We start from the raw sequence: 18,880 nt of genomic DNA, 5'->3' as shown, positions 1-18,880 counted from the left end.
GGACGCCTCCACGCGTGCGCCCGGCGGGGTTGTTGCCTCACCGGGCGCACGTTTGTGACACTCGCGGTATGACGAACCACGGGGGACGGCGCAGTCAGGCCGAGCGGGACGCGATGACCGTCGAGATCGGGTACGCACTCTTCAGTGCGGTGTTCGCGGCGGCGGTGGTGCTGGGGGCGGTGGCGGGACCGGCGTTCGCCTTCGACGTGTCCGACGGTGCGCGCGGCACGCTCATCGGCTCGGGCATCACGCTGGCGATCGTGGTGTTCTTCGCCCGGGTGGTCGGCGTACTCGTCCGGTTCCAGCAGGAGGCGCGGGAGTCTCAGCCCAGCCAGCCCGGCCGGACCAACCCCGACTCGTAGGCCAGGACGACCAGTTGGGCGCGGTCGCGGGCGCCCAGCTTGACCATGGTGCGGCTGACATGGGTCTTCGCGGTGAGCGGACTGACGACCAGGCGCCGGGCGATCTCCTCGTTGGACAGTCCGATGCCGACCAGGGCCATCACCTCCCGTTCCCGCTCGGTGAGTTCGGCGAGGGCGCCTTCGGCCGCGGGTTCCTTGGAGCGGGCGGCGAACTCGGCGATCAGGCGGCGGGTCACGCCCGGGGAGAGCAGGGCGTCGCCCTCGACCACCGCCCTGACGGCGCGCAGGAGTTCGTCCGGCTCGGTGTCCTTGACCAGGAAGCCGGAGGCGCCCGAGCGGATCGCCTCGAAGACGTACTCGTCGAGTTCGAAGGTGGTGAGCATGACCACCTTCACGCCGCCCAGCTGCGCGTCCTCGGTGATGCGGCGGGTGGCGGCCAGTCCGTCCAGCAGGGGCATGCGGATGTCCATCAGGACGACCTCCGGGCGCAGTTCGCGCACCTTGCGCAGCGCCTCCTCGCCGTCGGCGGCCTCGCCGGCCACCTCGATGTCCGGCTGCGCGTCGAGCAGCGCCTTGAATCCCGCCCGAACCAGCGACTGGTCGTCGGCGAGCAGTACGCGGATCACCGGTCGTCCTCCTTGGCCTTGACCTTCAACGGCAGTACGGCGAGCACCCGGAAGCCCCCGTCGTCACGCGGCCCGGCCTCGATCGTGCCACCCAGCGCGGCGGCCCGCTCCCGCATTCCGGCCAGGCCATTGCCGCTGCCGCCCGCGTCGGCGCCGGTCGCGGGCCCGTCGTCGTCGATGCGCAGCCGCAGCGCCCCGGTGTCCTGCTCGACGTGCACGCGCGCGTGACGCGAACCGGAGTGCCGTACGACATTGGTGAGCGCCTCCTGGACGATACGGAACGCGGCGAGGTCCGTGCCGGGCGGGAGCCTGGGCGGCTCCCCCTCCACCTCGACCGTCAGGCCTGCGCCGGCCGCCTGCTGCACCAGCTCCGGCAGCCGGTCCAGGCCGGGTGCGGGCGCGCGCGGCGCGTCTCCCGGTGTGCGGAGCGTGTCGAGCACCTGGCGGACCTCGCCGAGCGCCTCCTTGCTGGCGGCCTTGATGGTGGTGAGGGCGGTGCGGGCCTGCTCGGGGTCGGTGTCGAGGAGGGCGAGGCCGACGCCCGCCTGCACGTTGATCACGGAGATGCTGTGCGCCAGGACGTCGTGCAGCTCGCGGGCGATCCGCAGCCGCTCCTCGTCGGCCCGCCGCCGCGCCGCCTGTGCCCGTTCGGCCCGCTCGCGCGCCCACTGCTCGCGTCGGGTCCGGGCGAGCTCGGCCACCGCCATGATCGCCACCACCCACGCGGCGATCACCGCCTCCTGCGTCCAGGAGGCGGCCGAGTCCCCGGACGGCGGCAGCCATCGGTACAGCCAGTGGGCGACCAGCACATGTCCCGCCCACAGCATCGCCACCGCACCCCAGGCGGCGCGCCGGTGCCCGGTGACCACGGCGCTGAAGCAGGCGACGACGACGGTGAAGAAGACGGGCCCGTACGCGTATCCGGCCCCGAGATAGACCATGGCGGCGGCCGCCGTACCGAACACGACGGCCACCGGATACCGCTTCCGCCACAGCAGCAGCCCGGACCCGACCAGCAGGAGCACGCGCGCGAAGACGTCGAGCGCGGCGCGCTTGCCCTCCTGATGCTGGGCGGCGAAGTTGGAGCCGCCGAGCACGAAGAAGGTGATCAGCACGGTGGAACGCCACGGCCATCCGGCCCCTCGACGCTCCTCGCCGTCCCAGCGGTTCCGCCACGGTGGCCCATGCCACCGCCACCGCGGCGCCCCGCCCTCGCGTACGCCCTGCTGCTCCTCCATGACGGCCACGCTAGACGCCGTAAGCCCTGGTGGGCGTCAGCCGGGCGTGGTGATCACACGTACTCCCCGGGAAGTACGTCGGTTGCGGCCCCTGCCTGCAGAACAGCCGGCGTCGGGGCGCTCGGCTCGATCACGTCGGCGGCCCCTCCGCCTTCCGCCTTCTATGCCTTCTGTGCCCTCTGGTAGAGGTTGACGATGTTGCCGTCGGGGTCGCGCAACCAGACGGATCGGCGGCCCCAGGGCTGGGTGGTCGGGGGCTTGAGGATCTCGGCCCCCTGAGCGAGCAGCCCTGCGTGGCGCTCGTCGACGTCGGTGACCTCGAACTCGAGCGTGAAGTTCCCGCCGGCCGCGACGGTCGTCACTCCCGGCACCATCGCCTCGATCCCCCGCGTCGAGAAGAACGACAGGACCGCGCCCGGGACGGACACCGTGGCGAAGGGGTCGCCGCCCTGGACCTCCGCGTCCAGGACCGTGGCGTAGAAGGCGGCCAGGGCCGGGACGTCGTCGGTGATCAGGCAGGTGCCGGTGAAGTGAGGTCGCGTCATCCCCGCACTCCAGGAGCACGGTCCGACAGTCCGACCCCGCGCGCGATCTGCCCCACCGCATGCCGGAAGAACGCGTCCCGGTCCTCGACGACCCGGTTGAACTGTCCGAACAGCTCGAACCCGATCAGTCCGAACAGCTGGGCCCACGCCGCTACGAGGGCCGCCGCCACGGGTGGGGGGAGGTCGGGGGCGATGTCGGCGGAGAGACGCTCTGCCTCGGGACGCAGTTCGACGGAGAGGGAAGGGACGGTCACGCCGGGGCCCTTGACGGCGTCGCGGACGATGCCGATCAGGACGAGCGCGACGCGGGAGGCGGCGGGGATGGTGGTGTCGGGCGCGACGTAGCCGGGGACCGGGGAGCCGTAGATCAGGGCGTACTCGTGCGGGTGCGCGAGGGCCCAGGCGCGGGCGGCCTCGCAGACCACGGTCCAGCGCTGGACGGGGCCGGCGTCGGCGGCGGCCTTGTGCGCCGCCTCAGCCGCTTCCCCCACGGCGTCGTACGCGTCGATGATGAGCCCGGTGAGCAGGTCGTCCCGGCTGGGGAAGTAGCGGTAGAGCGCGGAGGAGACCATGCCGAGTTCCCGGGCGACGGCCCGCAGGGAGAGCTTGGCGGCGCCCTCGGCCGCGAGCTGTCTGCGCGCCTCGTCCTTGATGGCGGCGGTGACTTCGATCCTGGCTCGGGCGCGGGCGCTGTGGGGGGTGCTCATACGATGCAGTGTGCCATGAAAGCAGAGCAGTGCACACAAACGAGAGCGTCGCACAAAAAAGAGAGCAGTGCTCTTGCTTTGGATCACCGATCCGGTGCAGACTCTTCACAGGCAAGCGAGAGCAGTGCTCACAAAACAGAGCGTCGTTCACGCAAGTCGTCCACTGAACCGACGTACTCAACCCATGGGGGTCATCATGTCCACGCACGTCCAGAAGCCCGGCTGGTTCACCGTCAACGTCTTCAACCGCGCGGTCGCCTGGATGACCCGCCGCGGCCTCAGCGTCTGGGGCTCCCGGGTCCTCGCCGTCCGCGGCCGCAAGAGCGGCGAGTGGCGGACCACCCCGGTGAACCTGCTGGTCGTGGACGGACAGCAGTACCTGCTCGCCCCGCGCGGACACGTCCAGTGGACGCACAACATGCGCGCCGCGGGCGGCGGAGAGCTGCACCTGGGCAAGAGGGTGGAGGCGTTCACCGCCACCGAGGTCGCCGACGACGACAAGGTCCCCCTGCTGCGCGCCTACCTCAAGCGCTGGAAGGCCGAGGTCGGCGTCTTCTTCAACGGGGTCGGCCCCGACTCCCCCGACGCCGACCTGCGCCGGATCGCCCCCGACCACCCGGTCTTCCGCATCGAGGTCGCCAAGTGAGCACGGCTCCCGCCGCCGACCGCCCTCGCACACCCCACCCGGAGGACCCCATGGCCTCGTCCACGCCCTACTACCTCGAGGGCAGTCCGCTCACCGTGCGCTTCAACAAGGTGATCGGGCTGCTGGCCCGGCACGGGCTGAGCCTGATGGGCACGGCGGAGATGTCCGTGCGCGGCCGCAAGAGCGGCACGATGCAGCGCATTCCCGTCAACCAGCACAGCCACCAAGGCGAGCGGTACCTCGTCTCGGCCCGCGGGCACTCCCAGTGGGTGCGCAACATGCGCGTCGCCGGTCGCGGTGAGCTGCGCGTCGGACGCAGGGTCCGGGAGTTCACCGCGGTGGAGCTCCCCGACGCGGAGAAGCTCCCGATCCTGCGGAGCTATCTGGAGAAGTGGGGCTGGGAGGTCAACCAGTACTTCCAGGGCGTGACGGCCAGGTCCTCCGACGAGGAGATCATCGCGGCCGCGCCCGACCACCCGGTCTTCCGGATCACCGTCACGAACTGACCTCGGTGGCCTCCCCGCCCATCGCGCCCACCGGACGCCGGTCGAACGCGGTCAGCGCGCGCTGGGCCATCGGGTGCGTACGGACGATCTCACCGAGGGACGTCGAGCCCTGGGTGATCTCCTTGAACGCGTTCCATGCCGGCCGGAACCCGGTGATCGCCGCGTGGAAGAGACCGGGGCGGCGCTCGAAGACCGTCAGCAGCCGCTTGCCGACGCTCATCTCGACGCCGAGCCCCGCCCTGATCGCGAACGCGTAGTTCAGGGCCTGGCGGCGGGTGTCCACCGCGTCGTGCGCCTCGGCGATCCGCACCGCCCACTCCCCCGCGAGCCGCCCCGAGCGCAACGCGAACGAGATGCCCTCCCGCGTCCACGGCTCCAGCAGCCCGGCCGCGTCCCCGCACACCAGCACCCGCCCGCGCGAGAGCGGCGAGTCATCGGCACGGCAGCGGGTCAAGTGGCCGGAGGAGATGCTCGGTTCGAACCCGGCGAGTCCGAGCCGTCCGATGAACTCCTCCAAGTACCGCTTGGTCGCGGCGCCTTCACCGCGGGCCGAGATCACACCGACCGTGAGTGTGTCCCCCTTCGGGAACACCCAGCCGTAACTCCCGGGCATCGGGCCCCAGTCGATGAGCACCCGTCCCTTCCAGTCCTCGGCGACGGTCTCCGGCACCGGGATCTCCGCCTCCAGGCCGAGGTCGACCTGGTCGAGCTTCACCCCGACATGCGCTCCTATCCGGCTCGCGCTGCCGTCCGCGCCGACCACGGCCCGGGCGAGCAGCGTCTCGCCGCCCTGCAGGACCACGGCGACCGAGCGCCGGTCCGGGACCGCCGAGCCGTGCTGCTCGACCCGCGACACCGTGACGCCCGTACGCAGCTCGGCGCCCGCCTTCTGGGCGTGCTCGACCAGCTGCTGGTCGAACTCGGGCCGGTTGATCAGCCCGAACAGCATCTGCTTGGAGCGACGGGTGCGGGTGAAGCGGCCGTTGCTGGAGAAGGTGATCGCGTGCACCCGGTCGCGGAACGGCAGCTCGAAGCCGGGCGGCAGGGCGTCGCGCGAGGGCCCGATGATGCCGCCGCCGCACGTCTTGTAGCGGGGCAGCTCGGCTTTCTCCAGCAACAGCACACGCCGCCCCGCGACCGCCGCCGCATAGGCGGCCGAGGCCCCCGCGGGTCCCGCGCCCACCACGACGACGTCCCACACCTGCTGCACGTCGTCCGCCGAAGAGTTCTCGCTGCTCACGATGGTCTACTGCTCCCGATCAAGCCGCTGCCGCACCTGTCCTCCGCATCCTACGGCGGACGTCGCCGCAGGCCGCTGTGGGAGGATCCCGATATCCACTCGTACAACGTCGCACCCACAAGGAGCGTGCCCATGTCGTCGAATCCGGTCGCCGAGACGAACCCGGTCGCCGAGACCGTCGCCTCGCTGATGCCGAGGGCGAGGGCCGAGCTCGCCGAGCTGGTGGCCTTCAAGTCGGTGGCGGACTTCGACCAGTTCCCGAAGAGCGAGAGCGAGGGCGCCGCCAACTGGGTCGCCGACGCCCTGCGCGCCGAGGGCTTCCAGGACGTGGCCCTGCTCGACACCCCCGACGGCACACAGTCCGTCTACGGCTACCTGCCCGGCCCCGCGGGCGCCAAGACCGTCCTGCTCTACGCCCACTACGACGTGCAGCCGCCGCTCGACGAGGCCGCCTGGACCACCCCGCCCTTCGAGCTGACCGAGCGCGACGGCCGCTGGTACGGGCGCGGGGCCGCCGACTGCAAGGGCGGCGTGATCATGCACCTGCTGGCGCTGCGGGCCCTGAAGGCCGACGGCGGCGTCCCGGTCCACGTCAAGGTGATCGCCGAGGGCTCGGAGGAGATGGGCACGGGCGGTCTGGAGCGGTACGCCGAGGAGCACCCCGAGCTCCTCGCCGCCGACACCATCGTCATCGGCGACGCGGGCAACTTCCGCGTCGGCCTGCCGACGGTCACCTCCACCCTGCGCGGCATGACCCTCCTCCGCGTCCAGGTCGACACCCTCGAAGGCAACCTCCACTCCGGCCAGTTCGGCGGCGCGGCCCCCGACGCGCTGGCCGCGCTCATCCGCGTACTCGACTCGCTGCGCGCGGAGGACGGTTCCACGACGGTCGACGGGCTGGGCTCCGACAAGCAGTGGGAGGGGCTGGCGTACGAGGAGGCGCAGTTCCGTGCCGACGCCAAGGTCCTGGACGGCGTGCGGCTGATCGGCTCGGGCACGGTCGCCGACCGCATCTGGGCGCGGCCCGCCGTGACCGTGCTCGGTATCGACTGCCCGCCGGTCGTCGGCGCCACCCCGTCCGTGCAGGCCGGCGCCCGTGCCCTGGTCAGCCTCCGGGTGCCGCCGGGCGTGGACGCGGCCGAGGCGACCAAGCTCCTCCAGGCCCACATCGAGGCACACACCCCGTGGGGTGCCCGGGTCCACATCGAGCAGGTCGGCCAGGGCCAGCCCTTCAGCGCGGACACGACCAGCCCGGCCTACGCGGCCATGTCCGAGGCCATGTCGGTCGCCTACCCCGGCCAGGAGATGCAGTACGCCGGCCAGGGCGGCTCCATCCCCCTCTGCAACACCCTCGCCTCCCTCTACCCGCAGGCGGAGATCCTCCTGATCGGCCTCAGCGAGCCGGAGGCCCAGATCCACGCGGTGAACGAGAGCGTGTCCCCGGAGGAACTGGAGCGCCTCTCGGTGACGGAAGCCCTGTTCCTGCGCAACTACGCGGCGAGCTGACCGACTCTGCCGACAGCAGAGGGCGCCTCGCCGACCGGCGGGGCGCCCTTACGTTCACCCCATGGACGTCATCGAACTCCTCCCCCGCCTCCACCTCCTCCGCTTCCCGGTCGGCCAGGCCTATCTCTGGCGGGACGGCGACGAGTTGACACTGATCGACGCGGGGCCGGCGGGCTCGGGGGCCGCCATCGCGACGGTCGCGGAGTCACTGGGGAAGGTACGACGGGTCGTGCTGACCCACTTCCACGAGGACCATGTGGGTGGAGCGGGCGAGTTCGCCGCCCTGAGTGGGGCGGAGGTACTCGCCCATCACCGGGACGCGCCTGTCGTGCGGGGTGAACTCCCGGGACCATCCCCGGTGTTCGAGGAGTGGGAGCGTCCGGTCCATGCCGGGGTGGCCCGGCAGCTCCCCACGGGCGGATTCGAACGCCCCACACGGATCACCGAGTTGTCCGACGGGGACGCCCTCGACTTCGGTGACGGCGCCCATGTCGTCCACGCCCCCGGCCACACGCACGGCAGCATCGCGGTCCATCTCCCGCACCACGGTGTGCTGTTCACCGGCGACGCGATCGCCGCGTCTCCGGTCGACGGCAGCGTCATGTTGGGCGTCTTCAATGTCGACCGCGCCCAGGCCGTCACCTCCTTCCACCGACTGGCCGGACTCGACACGGCCATCGCCTGTTTCGGACACGGCGCCCCGGTGATCGGCGACGCCTCGACGTCCCTTCGCCGATCGGCGGACAGACACCCGACTCCCCGTTGAAGATGGGTCATGACCCGCATCCCACGCCTCGCCGACCACTCCGCTGTCTCCACCTCCCTCGCCCTCCTCAGCGACCACGAACTCGGCGCGCTGCTGGCGGCGGGCACACCGGCCGGCGCGGGGGTCGGTGGGCGGGCGACACTGGTCGAGGTCGACGGGGTGCGGGTGTTCGTGAAACGGGTGCCGCTCACGGACCTCGAACGGCGTCCCGAGAACGTCCGGTCCACCGCGAACCTCTTCGGGCTGCCGACGTACTGCCACTACGGCATCGGTACCATCCCCGGCCCGGGCTTCGGCGCCTGGCGGGAACTCGCCGTGCACACCATGACCACCAACTGGGTTCTGGCGGACCAGTTTTCCGGCTTTCCGCTGATGTACCACTGGCGCGTGATGCCCGAGCCCGAGCAGCAGCTCCTCCCCGATGAACTGGCCAATGTGGAGGCCGCCGTCGGCTACTGGGGCGGTGGCCCAGGGGTGCGCCGACGCATCGAGGCGCTGCGCACCGCGTCGGCGAGTGTCGCACTGTTCCTGGAGTACGTCCCGCACACCCTGCACGACTGGCTCCGCGCCCAACTCGCCGCCGACGACGCGGAGTCCGCCTGCCGCCTCGTCGAACAGGGCCTGGAGGCCATCACCTCCTTCCTCCACGGCCGCCGGCTCCTGCACATGGACGCCCACTTCGGCAACATCCTCACGGACGGCCACCGGCTCCACCTCGCCGACTACGGACTCACCCTCTCCTCACGCTTCCGTCTCACCCCGGACGAGCGGGCCTTCTTCGACCGGCACCGCGCCTACGACCGCTCCTACACCTCCCTCTACCTGGTCCTCTGGCTCGTCACCGAGCTGTACGGCCACCGTGGCGAGGAGCGGTCCGCCTTCATCCGCGCATGCGCCGACGGCGCCAGGGCGGAGGGCATCCCTGAGGCCGCCGCCGAGCTGATCTCACGCCACGCCCGAACGGCTGCCGCGATGGACGACTTCAGTCGGCGGTTTCAGCAACGGGTGACGGAGTGGGAACCCCTGCCTCCAGGTACAGCGCGGCGCCCCGCTCCCGTGCCCGCAGGGCCCAGCGCAGGCGCTCGTAGCGGACCGGTGGAAGGAGGTGGACGGCCTCTTCCTCGCTGACGAAGCGCCACTCGCGCAGCTCGGGGCCGGGGAGCAGCACCCGGCCCGCCTGAGAGGAGTCGAGGCGACCGCCGTCGAAGAGGAGGCGCAGGCCGCCGAAGGCGGGGGGTGCGGGGGCCTCCCAGTCGATGACCAGGAGGCGCGGTACGTCGGTGAGGTGGATGCCGGTCTCCTCGGCGACCTCGCGCATACCGGCACGGGCGGGTGCCTCGCCGGATTCGACGACCCCGCCGGGGAACTCCCAGCCGGCCTTGTAGGTGGGATCGACCAGCAGTACCCGGTCCTGTTCGTCGAAGAGGAGGACACCCGCAGCGAGCGTTTCGGCGGTCGGCTCCGGCGTCTGCACGATGTCGCAGACCGGCACCTCGCCACTGCCGACGGCCTCGGCGATGCGGACCGCCGTCTCGTACGGCGTGAGGGCGCTGGTGTCGACCGGGTGGGCGTCGGCGGTGAGCCAGGAGGCGAGGGCGCTGCGGTACGGCTCGATGTGGTCGTAGGACCACTGCCGTATCCGTATCTCGGCGTCCGGGAGGTCCGGTGGGACCTCCCGGACGGCTATTCGCTCACGCAGGATCGTTTCCGCCGGAGCGAGGAGGACATGCCGGACGCCGATGCGGCGCGCGGCGAGGCCGCCGAAGATCTCGTCGCGGTACTCCTGGCGCAGCAAGGTCATGGGGATCACGAGGGTCCCCCCGAGCTCGGCGAGCATGGCGGCCGCCGTGTCGATCACGAGACGCCGCCAGATGGGCAGGTCCTGGTAGTCGCCGACCTCCGCGAGGTGTTTGGCCGGCAACAGGTGTGGCAGTGCCCCGCCGATGACCTCGGGGTCGAAGAGCGTGCTGTTCGGGATCAGGTCGATCAGTTCCCGTGCGGTGGTGGTCTTCCCCGCACCGAACGCGCCGTTAATCCAAACGACGGTCACGGTTCCCCCTCTTCTGTTGGCCCCCTGAGGCTTGCCCGCAACACCCTGCCACGGAAACCAGCCCCAGTTGAGGGCGCACATACGGCGGCGCCGGTGCCCCCTGCGGCAGGGGCACCGGCGCCGCGATCCGGCACTCGGCCGGGTCAGCCGTTCTGCCCGAGGGTCTTGTCCGCGCCGGAGAGACCGCCGTCACTGACAGTGCCGGTAACCGTACCCACGGTGTCCTCGGCACTTACGTCGCCGAGCGTCTGGTGATCACCGAGTACCTGGTGGTCACCGGTGTGCGTGGGACTGATCGCCGCGACGACGAACCCGGTGGCTAGGGAGGCGATGGCCATCATGCTGCGCTTCTTCATGCCCCGATCAACTGCCGGACCCGGGCCGGGGTCACGCATGCCGGGAACATGGACGGGACGGACGGGCACGTCGACCGGCGCCCGCTGGTCGACAACCCCGCCGCGCGCGGCATGCCGGCGACCGCCTTCGGCCTGGTAGGCGACCCGCCGAGCGTCGTGACCACGGGCTGTGGTCTGCGGGTGCCGTATGCGATGACCTCCCGGCGCCCGGAGAGCGTCACGTGCCCGCCGTGCCGCGAGCACGCCGCGCGGGAGCACCTGCGCCAGGCCGAAGGGCTCGATCGGCTGGCGGGTTCCCGGGGCCGGGCTTTCGCGACGAGCCGGTGCGAGAGGCCGCCGCGCGCCTTCGCGACCTCGCCCGCAGGTTCTCGGCCGGTTGACCTCGGCCGGTTGATCTCGGCCGGTTGATCCCGATCCCTCACCCCTTCGTCGACCCGAGCGTCAGCCCCGCGATGAAGTGCCGTTGCAGCAGCAGGAACACCAGGATCGTCGGCAGCGCGACCAGGACCGAGCCCGCGGCCAGGAGGTTGTAGTCGGTGAAGAACTGGCCGCGCAGGTTGTTCAGCGAGGACGTGATGGGGAGCTTGTCGGGGTTGGAGATGAAGATCAGGGCCCAGAGGAAGTCGTTGTACATCCAGGTGAACTCGAGCGTGGCCAGGGCCGCGAGCGCGGGGCGGCACAGCGGCAGGGTGATACGCCAGAACTGGGTCCACACGCCGGCGCCGTCGACGATCGCCGCCTCCAGGATCTCCTGGGGCAGCGTGCGCATGAAGTTGGCGAGGACGAAGACGCAAAACCCCATCTGGAAGCCGATGTTGACGATGATGACGGCCCAGTAGGAGTCGTACATGGTCAGCGAGTCGGACATCCACCAGGGCAGCGGGATCTTGTTGAACAGGACGTACAGGGGCGTCACGATCACCTGCTGCGGCAGCAGGTTGCCCGCGGTGAAGAACATCAACAGAAGGATGCCGCCGCGGAGTCTGAGCCGGGACACCGCGAAGGCCACGAACGACGCCAGGAAGAGCGTGACGAGGACGGCCGGGACCGCGATCATCAGGGTGTTGGTGAAGTACTTGCCCATGCCGGACTCGGTGTAGGCCCGGCGGTAGTAGTCGAGGGACAGGTGCTTCGGCCAGGAGAGGTAGCCGTGCTGCGCCGTCTCCTGGTACGGCCGCAGGCTGGCGTAGACGGCGAGCAGCAGCGGGGCGAGGAAGGCCAGAGACACCGCCATGAGAAAGATGTGGACGCCCCAACGACCGCGCCGGCGCGGGGACTTCGCGGCCGGGGCGGCGGGAGTGGCCGGGCGGTGCACCGGTGCGGTGGTACGGATGTCTGCCGTCATCGCTCGCGCGCACCTCGCAGTTCTTGGACCAGGAACGTCACGATGAATCCCAGCGACACGACGAGCAGCACGACCGCGATCGCCGAGCCGAAGCCGATCCGGCTGGCCTCGCCGATGATGTTCTCGGTGATCAGGACGGACAGGAGTTCCAGGCCGTTGCGGCCCTTGTTGACGGCGTAGACGATGTCGAAGGCCCGTAGCGCCTCGATCACGGTGATGACGCCGACGATGACGTTGACCGGTCGCAAGGTCGGGAAGACGACGCGGAAGAAGGTCTGGCGCTCGTTCGCGCCGTCGATCGCGGCGGCTTCCTTCAGCTGGGGATCGACGGCCTTGAGGCCGGCCAGATAGAGGATCATGACGTAGCCGACGTGCCGCCAGCCGGCCGCGATCATGATCATCCAGAGGTTGAGGTGGGAGTTGCCCAGCCAGTCGATGGGGTCGTCGTGGTTGTTGAGGATGGTGTTGATCACGCCCTGGTCGGTGCCGAGGATCAGTTGGGCGATGAAGCCGACGATGGCGAGCGAGAGCACGACCGGCATGTAGAGGACGGACTGGTAGAAGCGGCTGAAGCGGACGCCCCGGTCGATGAGGACGGCCAGGAACAGGCCGAAGGGCGTGGCGATCAGGCCGAGGAAGAGCAGCCACATGATGTTGTGGCGGACGGCCGGCCAGAACGGCGGGTAGTTGTCGGCGAGGTTCTTGTAGTTGTCCAGGCCGATCCAGTGGATCGAGCCGATGCCGTCCCAGGCGGTGAAGGACAGGCCGATCGAGGCGAGCGTCGGGCCCCAGACGATGGCGATGTCGAGCAGGATCGGTATGCCGAGCAGCACGCCGAGGACGACGGCGTCACGGCGGGTGAACCGCCTGAGGCGCCGTCGTCGTCCGGCGCGTCGCGGGAAGGTGAGCGCCACGGAACTTCTCCCCCAGTGATCAACGGAATCCAGTGATCAGCCGACGGTGATCAGCCGACGGGCTGCGAGAAGATGGTCTTCTTCTGCCGCTCGATGCTGTTGCACAGCCCGTCGACGTCCTTCGGATTGCCGATGAAGTCCTGGATGGACTGGATCATCACGGTCGAGGCGAAGTCGGGCCGGGTGTCGCGGTCCAGGAACTGCGAGATCTGCTTGGCGCCGGAGACGAGCCCGGCCGATTTCTTCTGCAGGGCGCTGTAGTGCGAGGTGTCGGCGCCCGAGTTGACGGCCACGTTGTTGGGGTCGTACTTGAGGTAGGTGTTCTCGGCCTCGGGCTTGCCCAGCCACTTCAGCAGGTCTTTGGCGCCGGTGATGTTCCTGGACTTCTTGGCGACGAGGAAGCCGTCGATGGGCGCCTCGACCGCGTCCTGGGCCCACTGTGGGTCGATCTCCGGGAAGGCAAAGAAGTCGATGTCGTCCCGCTCGTTCGCCGGGAACTGGGTGCCGGGGTGCGGCATGCCGAACACCGCCATGCCGGTCTTGCGCTGCTGCAGACTCTGCCCGGCCTCCTCCCAGGTCCGGCCGAGCGCGCCCTTCTGGTAATAGGGCATGAGTTCACGCCAGGTGTCGAAGACGTTCTTCACCTTGGTGTCGGTCCACGATTCCTCGCCCGCCATCAGGGACTTGTGGAAGTCGTAACCGTTCAGCCGCAGATTGATGTAGTCGAAGGTGCCCATCGCGGGCCAGCCGTCCTTGTCGCAGAACGCGACCGGATTTCCGTCCTTCTGCATCTGCTTCGCCAGGGCGATGAAGTCGTCCCACTTCGTGGGCTGTTGATAGCCCTTCTGCTGGAAGAGGCTCTTACGGTGGAAGACCGCCCACGGATAGTAGTAGTACGGCACGAAGTACTGCTTGTTGCCGTGCGTGGACTGCGCCTTCAGCGCGTCGGAGAAACCCGAGAAGGTCTTCCAGACATCACTGATCTCGGTCAGCAGCCCCTTTTCCGCGAAGTACTGCATGCGGTATCCCGCGAACCACATGAAGACGTCGTCGGGGGTGCCCTGCAGATAGCGGTTGATGTTCTCCTGGAAGTCGTTGTGGTCCTTGGTGTTGACCTTCACCTTCTTCCCGGTCTTCTTCTCGTACGCCTGGAAGGCCGCCGCGTATGCCTGCTTCGGTACGGGGTCCGAGGCGTTGGAGCCGACGGTCACCTCCTTCTTGTCGCCGCCGGGCCCGCTGCCGCAGGCCGACAGCAGGGCGGGCAGCGTGACCGCACCGGCACCAAGGGCCGCACCGCGTAAGAGACTTCGCCGGGACATCGGATGACCTGCCCCGTCTTTGGACTGGGCCAACCGGTTGAACGAGGACTGTGCCATGTGCCCCTCCCGAGGGTGCCACCCAACACAACCGAACGCGTGGCTTGGATCTCACCCCCATGTGGCCTCAGCGTCAAGGGTTCTGACGGGATATCGAACAACCGTTACCTCTTCTCTTCCAACACAGTCAGACACGTCCTACCGTAAACGCGCATGAGTGACGAGGACATGACGTCATCCCACCTTTCGCGTGTTCGGAGGAACGTAACGATGCGTCACCTTCACACCCGCACAACCCGCCGAAGAGTGGTCGGAGCACTCACAGCAGGACTGCTGTGCGCGGCCGGACTCGCCGCACCGGCCCTGGCGGCACCCGCCACCGAGCCCGCCTCGCCGACCCTGGCCGACGGTCTCGCCCTCACCCCTCCGATGGGCTTCAACAACTGGAACTCCACCCACTGTCGTGCCGAGTTCAACGAGTCCATGGTCAAGGGGATCGCCGACCTGTTCGTCGAGAAAGGCCTCAAGGACGCGGGCTACCAGTACGTCAACCTCGACGACTGCTGGGCCCTGCCCAACCGGGACGCCGACGGCAGACTCGTCCCCGATCCGGCCCGCTTCCCGAACGGGATCAAGGCCGTCGCGGACTATGTGCACTCCAAGGGCCTCAAGCTCGGCATCTACACCAGCGCGGGCACGAAGACCTGCAACAGCGCGGGTTTTCCGGGCGCGCTCGGTCACGAGTACAGCGACGCCCAGCAGTTCGCCGACTGGGGCGTCGACTACCTCAAGTACGACAACTGCAATAACCAAGGTGTAGACGCCACGTTGCGCTACACGACCATGCGCGACGCCCTCAGGGCGACCGGCCGTCCCATCGTCTACAGCATCTGCGAATGGGGTCAGAACAAGCCCTGGGAATGGGCCGCGGATGTGGGCCACTTGTGGCGTACTACCGGTGACATCAGTGACAACTGGGGCTCGATGCTGGGAATTCTGAAGAAGAACCTGCCCCTCGCCCCGTACGCCGGGCCCGGCCACTGGAACGACCCCGACATGCTGGAGGTCGGCAACGGCGGCATGACCGACACCGAGTACCGCTCCCACTTCTCGATGTGGTCGATCATGGCCGCCCCGCTGCTCATCGGCTCCGACCTGCGCAAGGCCTCCCCGGCGACCTTCGACATCCTCGACAACAAGGAGGTCATCGCCGTCGACCAGGACCCGCTGGGCAAACAGGGCACCGTCGTCTCGTCCGAGGGCGGGCGCTGGGCCGTCGCCAAGGAGATGAAGGACGGCAGCCGCACGGTGGCCCTCTTCAACGAGAACGGCACCGCCCAGCACATCTCCACCACCGCCCAGGCCGTCGGCCTGCCCCACGCCCCCGCCTACACCCTGCGCGACCTGTGGCAGCACAGGAGCTACAACACCGCGGGCATCATCTCGGCGACCGTGCCCGCCCACGGCACGGTTCTCGTGCGGGTCTCGGCCGACCGCAAGTGGGCCACGCACCCGCCCGCCGTCGAACTCGGCCTGGACGGCAGCCCGTTGGTCGAGGCCGGCAAGCCCGCCGCACTGATGTCCGTGGTCACCGACCTGGGCCGCACACCCGCACTGCACGTCGCGGCACAGCTGACGGGACCCGAGGGCTGGACGGTGAAGGCAGCCTCGCGACCCACCTCCGCCGTCGTACCGACCGGGCGCTCCCTGCGCACCAGGTGGGCGGTCACCGCTCCTCAGGGGACGCCGGCGGGGTCGTACGACCTGACGCTCAAGGCGAGTTACCGCTCCCCGACCGGCATCCGCGTCGACAGCGTGCTGCCGCTGACCGCGTCCGTCGTCGCACCGCCGCCTTCCGGCACCTCCGGGCTCGGCGACCTTCCCTGGCTGTCGGCCACCAACGGCTACGGCCCCGTCGAGCGGAACACCAGCAACGGGGAGAGTGCGGCCGGCGACGGCCATCCCCTCACCATCGGCGGGGTGGTGTACCCCAAAGGCCTCGGCGTGCACGCGGAGAGCGCCGTGGAGTACTACACCGGCAGGGCCTGCAGGACGGTCACCGCGGACGTCGGCGTCGACGACGAGAAGGGCGCCAACGGCACCGTCGCCTTCGAGATCTGGGCCGACGGCACCAAGGTCGCCTCGACGGGGGTCCTGACCAACGCGATGTCGGCCCAGCCCGTCAGCGCGGATGTGACGGGCGCCCAGGTGGTCCGCCTCGTCGTCACCGACGGCGGGGACGGCATCGACTCGGACCACGCGGACTGGGGGAACGCGCAGTTGAGCTGCTGAGCCCGCGCTGAGGACCCAGCAGCCCGCCTGAACGTTCCTGCGCCGGTGGGCGCCTCCGCGGCCGCCGAGGCGCTCAGACCGCGGCCGTGTCCGCCCGCTTGGCGAGCGCGGCCGCGGCCGCGCCCACCAGTCCGGCGTCCGTGCCCATCTGGGCGGGCGTGATCTGCAGGCGCTGCACGAAGGACAAGGTCGCGTAGTCGCCCAACGCCTTGCGCAGGGGCGTGAACAGCACGTCGCCCGCCTTGCCCACTCCCCCGCCGATCACCGCTATGTCGATCTCGACGAGGGTCGCGGTGGCCGCGATCCCGGCGGCCAGCGCCTGGGCGGCCCGGTCGAACGAGGCCACGGCGACCGGGTCACCGGCGCGGGCGGCGGCGGCCACCGCGGCGGCGGAGGTGTCGCCGTCGGGGCCGGGCAGCCAGCCGTTCTCCAGCGCCCGGCGCGCGATGTTCGGCCCGCTCGCGATGCGCTCCACACAGCCGCGCGAGCCGCACGGGCACGGGTCGCCGTCGAGGTCGACGCTGATGTGGCCGATGTGGCCCGCGTTTCCGGTGGGGCCGGGGTGCAGCTGGCCGTTCAGGACCAGGCCGCCGCCGACGCCCGTGGAGACCACCATGCACAGCGCGTTGTCGTGACCACGCGCGGCGCCCTGCCAGTGCTCGGCCGCCGTGATCGCGACACCGTCGCCGATCAGCTCGACAGGCAGGCCGCCGGCCGCGTCCTGGACCCGCGCCACCAGCGGATAGTCGCGCCAGCCCGGCACGTTCACCGGACTCACGGTGCCCGCGGAGGCGTCCACCGGCCCGGCGCTGCCGATGCCGAGGGTCGTGGCGCCTGCCCACAACGGCGAGGCCGTCAGCTCGCCGACGACCTCCTCCACGGCACCCATCACGGTGTCGCCGTCCTCCTGTGCGGGCGTCGTGCGCTGCGCGCGCACCAGGATCTCGCCATGGCCGTCCACCAGCGCTCCGGCGATCTTGGTGCCGCCGATGTCGAGCGCGGCCACGAGGTCGGTGTGCATCAGTGTCGGATCTCCCGGTCAAACCATAGGTTCCGCGTCGGCCAGGGGAAAGTTCCCCCTTCAACTACGGAGAAGGGCGGGCCGGTCTCGCGGTGGGGGCGCAGGCCGGAGATTGCGGTGGACAGTCTCTCGCGCATATGACAACGTTGTCCAGGCTCTATGCTCGACGCCACATCCTCATACAAACTCATGGTCCGCCGCACCCCCATGGACAAGAGTCGACAAGACCCGTGGCCGAGACAGGACAGGACAAGCGCATCGTGCCCGAGACCGCCCGCCGCACAGACCGCCTCACCGCAGCTCGTTACGGCAATCGTCCCACCATGAAGGACGTCGCCGCGCGCGCCGGAGTCGGCCTGAAGACCGTCTCCCGCGTGGTCAACGGCGAACCCGGAGTCACCCCGGAGACGGAGCGCCGCGTCCAGGAGGCCATCGACGCGCTCGGCTTCCGCCGCAACGACAGCGCGCGCGTCCTGCGCAAGGGCCGCACCGCCAGCATCGGCCTGGTCCTGGAGGACCTCGCCGACCCGTTCTACGGCCCGCTCAGCCGCGCGGTCGAGGAGGTCGCCCGCGCGCACGGCGCCCTGCTGATCAACGGCTCCAGCGCGGAGGACCCGGACCGCGAGCAGGAGTTGGCGCTCGCGCTGTGCGCCCGGCGGGTGGACGGCCTGGTGGTGATCCCGGCCGGTGACGACCACCGCTATCTGGAGCCGGAGATCAAGGCGGGCGTCGCCACCGTGTTCGTGGACCGCCCGGCCGGCCAGATCGACGCCGACGTGGTGCTGTCGGACAACTACGGGGGCGCCCGCGACGGTGTCGCCCATCTGATCGCCCACGGCCACCGCCGGATCGGCTTCATCGGCGACATGCCCCGCATCCACACGGCCGCCGAGCGACTGCGCGGCTATCGCGCCGCCATGGAGGACGCCGGCATACCGGTCGAGGACTCCTGGATGTCCCTGGGCGCCACGGACCCGCAGCGGGTGCGCCGGGCCGCCGAGGACATGCTCGACGGTCCGCAGCCCGTCACGGCCATCTTCGCGGGCAACAACCGCGTGACCGTCACCGTGGTCCGCGTCCTCGCCGAGCACAGCCGCCGGGTGGCCTTCGTCGGCTTCGACGACATCGAGCTCGCGGACCTGCTGCAGCCCGGGGTTACCGTGGTGGCACAGGACGCGGCCGCCATCGGCCGTACCGCGGCGGAGCGGCTCTTCCGTCAGCTTGACGGGGACCTGATCACCCCGGAGCGCATCGAGCTGCCGACCCGGCTGATCACCCGGGGTTCGGGCGAGCTGCCGCCGGCGGCCTAGGGGGTGTCCGGCGGATCAGGTCGGCCGTGCGGCACGGCGCCTCCTGGCCAAGCCGAGCGGGGCCATGGGGGTCCCCCCGCTCGAGCGAAGCCGAGAGTGGGGGAGCGTGCAGCTGCAAGGCGGAGGCGGGCGGC

Annotated in this window: 19 protein-coding genes; 8 read left to right on the top strand and 11 right to left on the bottom strand. The window is 70.2% G+C overall.

What is annotated here, in order from left to right; translation table 11 throughout:
• Positions 1-68: 68 nt before the first annotated feature.
• Entirely contained in the window at positions 69-362 is a 294-nt protein-coding gene (locus tag ACWC09_RS43395; protein WP_450856684.1) for a DUF6332 family protein, read from the top strand.
• Here the strand turns inward: ACWC09_RS43395 and ACWC09_RS43390 are convergent.
• The 4 genes from ACWC09_RS43390 to ACWC09_RS43375 all read right to left on the bottom strand — a co-directional run bounded on the left by ACWC09_RS43390 (position 323) and on the right by ACWC09_RS43375 (position 3,478).
• Positions 323-988: a response regulator gene (locus ACWC09_RS43390; RefSeq protein ID WP_450856682.1), complete on the bottom strand. Its 666-nt coding sequence runs from the start codon at positions 986-988 to the stop codon at positions 323-325. The genes ACWC09_RS43395 and ACWC09_RS43390 overlap by 40 nt on opposite strands.
• The gene (locus ACWC09_RS43385; RefSeq protein WP_450856680.1) at positions 985-2,226 is read right to left on the bottom strand and encodes a sensor histidine kinase; all 1,242 of its coding nucleotides are present in this window, start codon (positions 2,224-2,226) and stop codon (positions 985-987) included. Before ACWC09_RS43385 ends, ACWC09_RS43390 begins: the two co-directional genes overlap by 4 nt.
• Before the next feature lie 161 nt (positions 2,227-2,387).
• On the bottom strand, positions 2,388-2,771 hold the full coding sequence (locus ACWC09_RS43380) for a VOC family protein (RefSeq protein ID WP_450856678.1): 384 nt from the start codon (positions 2,769-2,771) through the stop codon (positions 2,388-2,390).
• A complete protein-coding gene (locus ACWC09_RS43375; protein WP_450856677.1) occupies positions 2,768-3,478 on the bottom strand; it encodes a TetR/AcrR family transcriptional regulator in 711 nt (236 codons plus the stop codon). Before ACWC09_RS43375 ends, ACWC09_RS43380 begins: the two co-directional genes overlap by 4 nt.
• 196 nt (positions 3,479-3,674) lie before the next feature.
• On the opposite strand from ACWC09_RS43375, the gene ACWC09_RS43370 reads away from it, so the two are divergent.
• Positions 3,675-4,124 (top strand): nitroreductase family deazaflavin-dependent oxidoreductase, encoded by a 450-nt coding sequence (locus ACWC09_RS43370; protein ID WP_450856675.1) that lies wholly within the window; start codon positions 3,675-3,677, stop codon positions 4,122-4,124.
• A 50-nt stretch (positions 4,125-4,174) separates the two neighbouring features.
• Entirely contained in the window at positions 4,175-4,630 is a 456-nt protein-coding gene (locus tag ACWC09_RS43365; RefSeq protein WP_450856713.1) for a nitroreductase family deazaflavin-dependent oxidoreductase, read from the top strand.
• Here the strand turns inward: ACWC09_RS43365 and ACWC09_RS43360 are convergent.
• On the bottom strand, positions 4,620-5,870 hold the full coding sequence (locus ACWC09_RS43360) for a geranylgeranyl reductase family protein (protein ID WP_450856673.1): 1,251 nt from the start codon (positions 5,868-5,870) through the stop codon (positions 4,620-4,622). The genes ACWC09_RS43365 and ACWC09_RS43360 overlap by 11 nt on opposite strands.
• Before the next feature lie 132 nt (positions 5,871-6,002).
• Between ACWC09_RS43360 and ACWC09_RS43355 the strand changes: the two genes are divergently transcribed.
• Both ACWC09_RS43355 and ACWC09_RS43350 read left to right on the top strand, forming a co-directional pair.
• Complete coding sequence (locus tag ACWC09_RS43355; RefSeq protein ID WP_450856672.1) at positions 6,003-7,376, top strand: M20/M25/M40 family metallo-hydrolase; 1,374 nt, start codon at positions 6,003-6,005, stop codon at positions 7,374-7,376.
• A 61-nt stretch (positions 7,377-7,437) separates the two neighbouring features.
• Complete coding sequence (locus ACWC09_RS43350; RefSeq protein ID WP_450856670.1) at positions 7,438-8,142, top strand: MBL fold metallo-hydrolase; 705 nt, start codon at positions 7,438-7,440, stop codon at positions 8,140-8,142.
• A gap of 982 nt (positions 8,143-9,124) precedes the next feature.
• Here the strand turns inward: ACWC09_RS43350 and ACWC09_RS43345 are convergent.
• Both ACWC09_RS43345 and ACWC09_RS43340 read right to left on the bottom strand, forming a co-directional pair.
• On the bottom strand, positions 9,125-10,192 hold the full coding sequence (locus tag ACWC09_RS43345) for an NUDIX hydrolase (protein ID WP_450856668.1): 1,068 nt from the start codon (positions 10,190-10,192) through the stop codon (positions 9,125-9,127).
• A gap of 143 nt (positions 10,193-10,335) precedes the next feature.
• The gene (locus ACWC09_RS43340) at positions 10,336-10,548 is read right to left on the bottom strand and encodes a hypothetical protein (protein WP_450856666.1); all 213 of its coding nucleotides are present in this window, start codon (positions 10,546-10,548) and stop codon (positions 10,336-10,338) included.
• 48 nt (positions 10,549-10,596) lie between these two features.
• Here ACWC09_RS43340 and ACWC09_RS43335 point away from each other — a divergent pair, with 48 nt between their 5' ends.
• Positions 10,597-10,956: a hypothetical protein gene (locus ACWC09_RS43335; protein ID WP_450856664.1), complete on the top strand. Its 360-nt coding sequence runs from the start codon at positions 10,597-10,599 to the stop codon at positions 10,954-10,956.
• A gap of 10 nt (positions 10,957-10,966) precedes the next feature.
• On the opposite strand, the gene ACWC09_RS43330 is transcribed toward ACWC09_RS43335, so the two are convergent.
• The 3 genes from ACWC09_RS43330 to ACWC09_RS43320 are packed head-to-tail and all read right to left on the bottom strand — an operon-like array spanning position 10,967 to position 14,126.
• Positions 10,967-11,893 (bottom strand): carbohydrate ABC transporter permease, encoded by a 927-nt coding sequence (locus tag ACWC09_RS43330; RefSeq protein WP_450856662.1) that lies wholly within the window; start codon positions 11,891-11,893, stop codon positions 10,967-10,969.
• A complete protein-coding gene (locus ACWC09_RS43325; protein WP_450856660.1) occupies positions 11,890-12,807 on the bottom strand; it encodes a carbohydrate ABC transporter permease in 918 nt (305 codons plus the stop codon). The genes ACWC09_RS43330 and ACWC09_RS43325 overlap by 4 nt, the downstream gene beginning before the upstream one ends.
• A 50-nt stretch (positions 12,808-12,857) precedes the next feature.
• Positions 12,858-14,126: an ABC transporter substrate-binding protein gene (locus ACWC09_RS43320; RefSeq protein WP_450856658.1), complete on the bottom strand. Its 1,269-nt coding sequence runs from the start codon at positions 14,124-14,126 to the stop codon at positions 12,858-12,860.
• A gap of 267 nt (positions 14,127-14,393) precedes the next feature.
• Between ACWC09_RS43320 and ACWC09_RS43315 the strand changes: the two genes are divergently transcribed.
• The gene (locus ACWC09_RS43315; RefSeq protein WP_450856656.1) at positions 14,394-16,415 is read left to right on the top strand and encodes an NPCBM/NEW2 domain-containing protein; all 2,022 of its coding nucleotides are present in this window, start codon (positions 14,394-14,396) and stop codon (positions 16,413-16,415) included.
• A 73-nt stretch (positions 16,416-16,488) separates the two neighbouring features.
• On the opposite strand, the gene ACWC09_RS43310 is transcribed toward ACWC09_RS43315, so the two are convergent.
• Positions 16,489-17,436, bottom strand: a complete 948-nt coding sequence (locus tag ACWC09_RS43310) for an ROK family protein (RefSeq protein ID WP_450856654.1) — start codon at positions 17,434-17,436, stop codon at positions 16,489-16,491.
• Between the two features lie 260 nt (positions 17,437-17,696).
• On the opposite strand from ACWC09_RS43310, the gene ACWC09_RS43305 reads away from it, so the two are divergent.
• A complete protein-coding gene (locus ACWC09_RS43305; RefSeq protein WP_450856711.1) occupies positions 17,697-18,746 on the top strand; it encodes a LacI family DNA-binding transcriptional regulator in 1,050 nt (349 codons plus the stop codon).
• Positions 18,747-18,880 lie beyond the last annotated feature (134 nt).

Source organism: Streptomyces sp. NPDC001617 (genome assembly GCF_053596855.1).
Note: the sequence above shows the minus strand (reverse complement) of the source record. Positions and strands in the feature narration are given on the sequence as shown.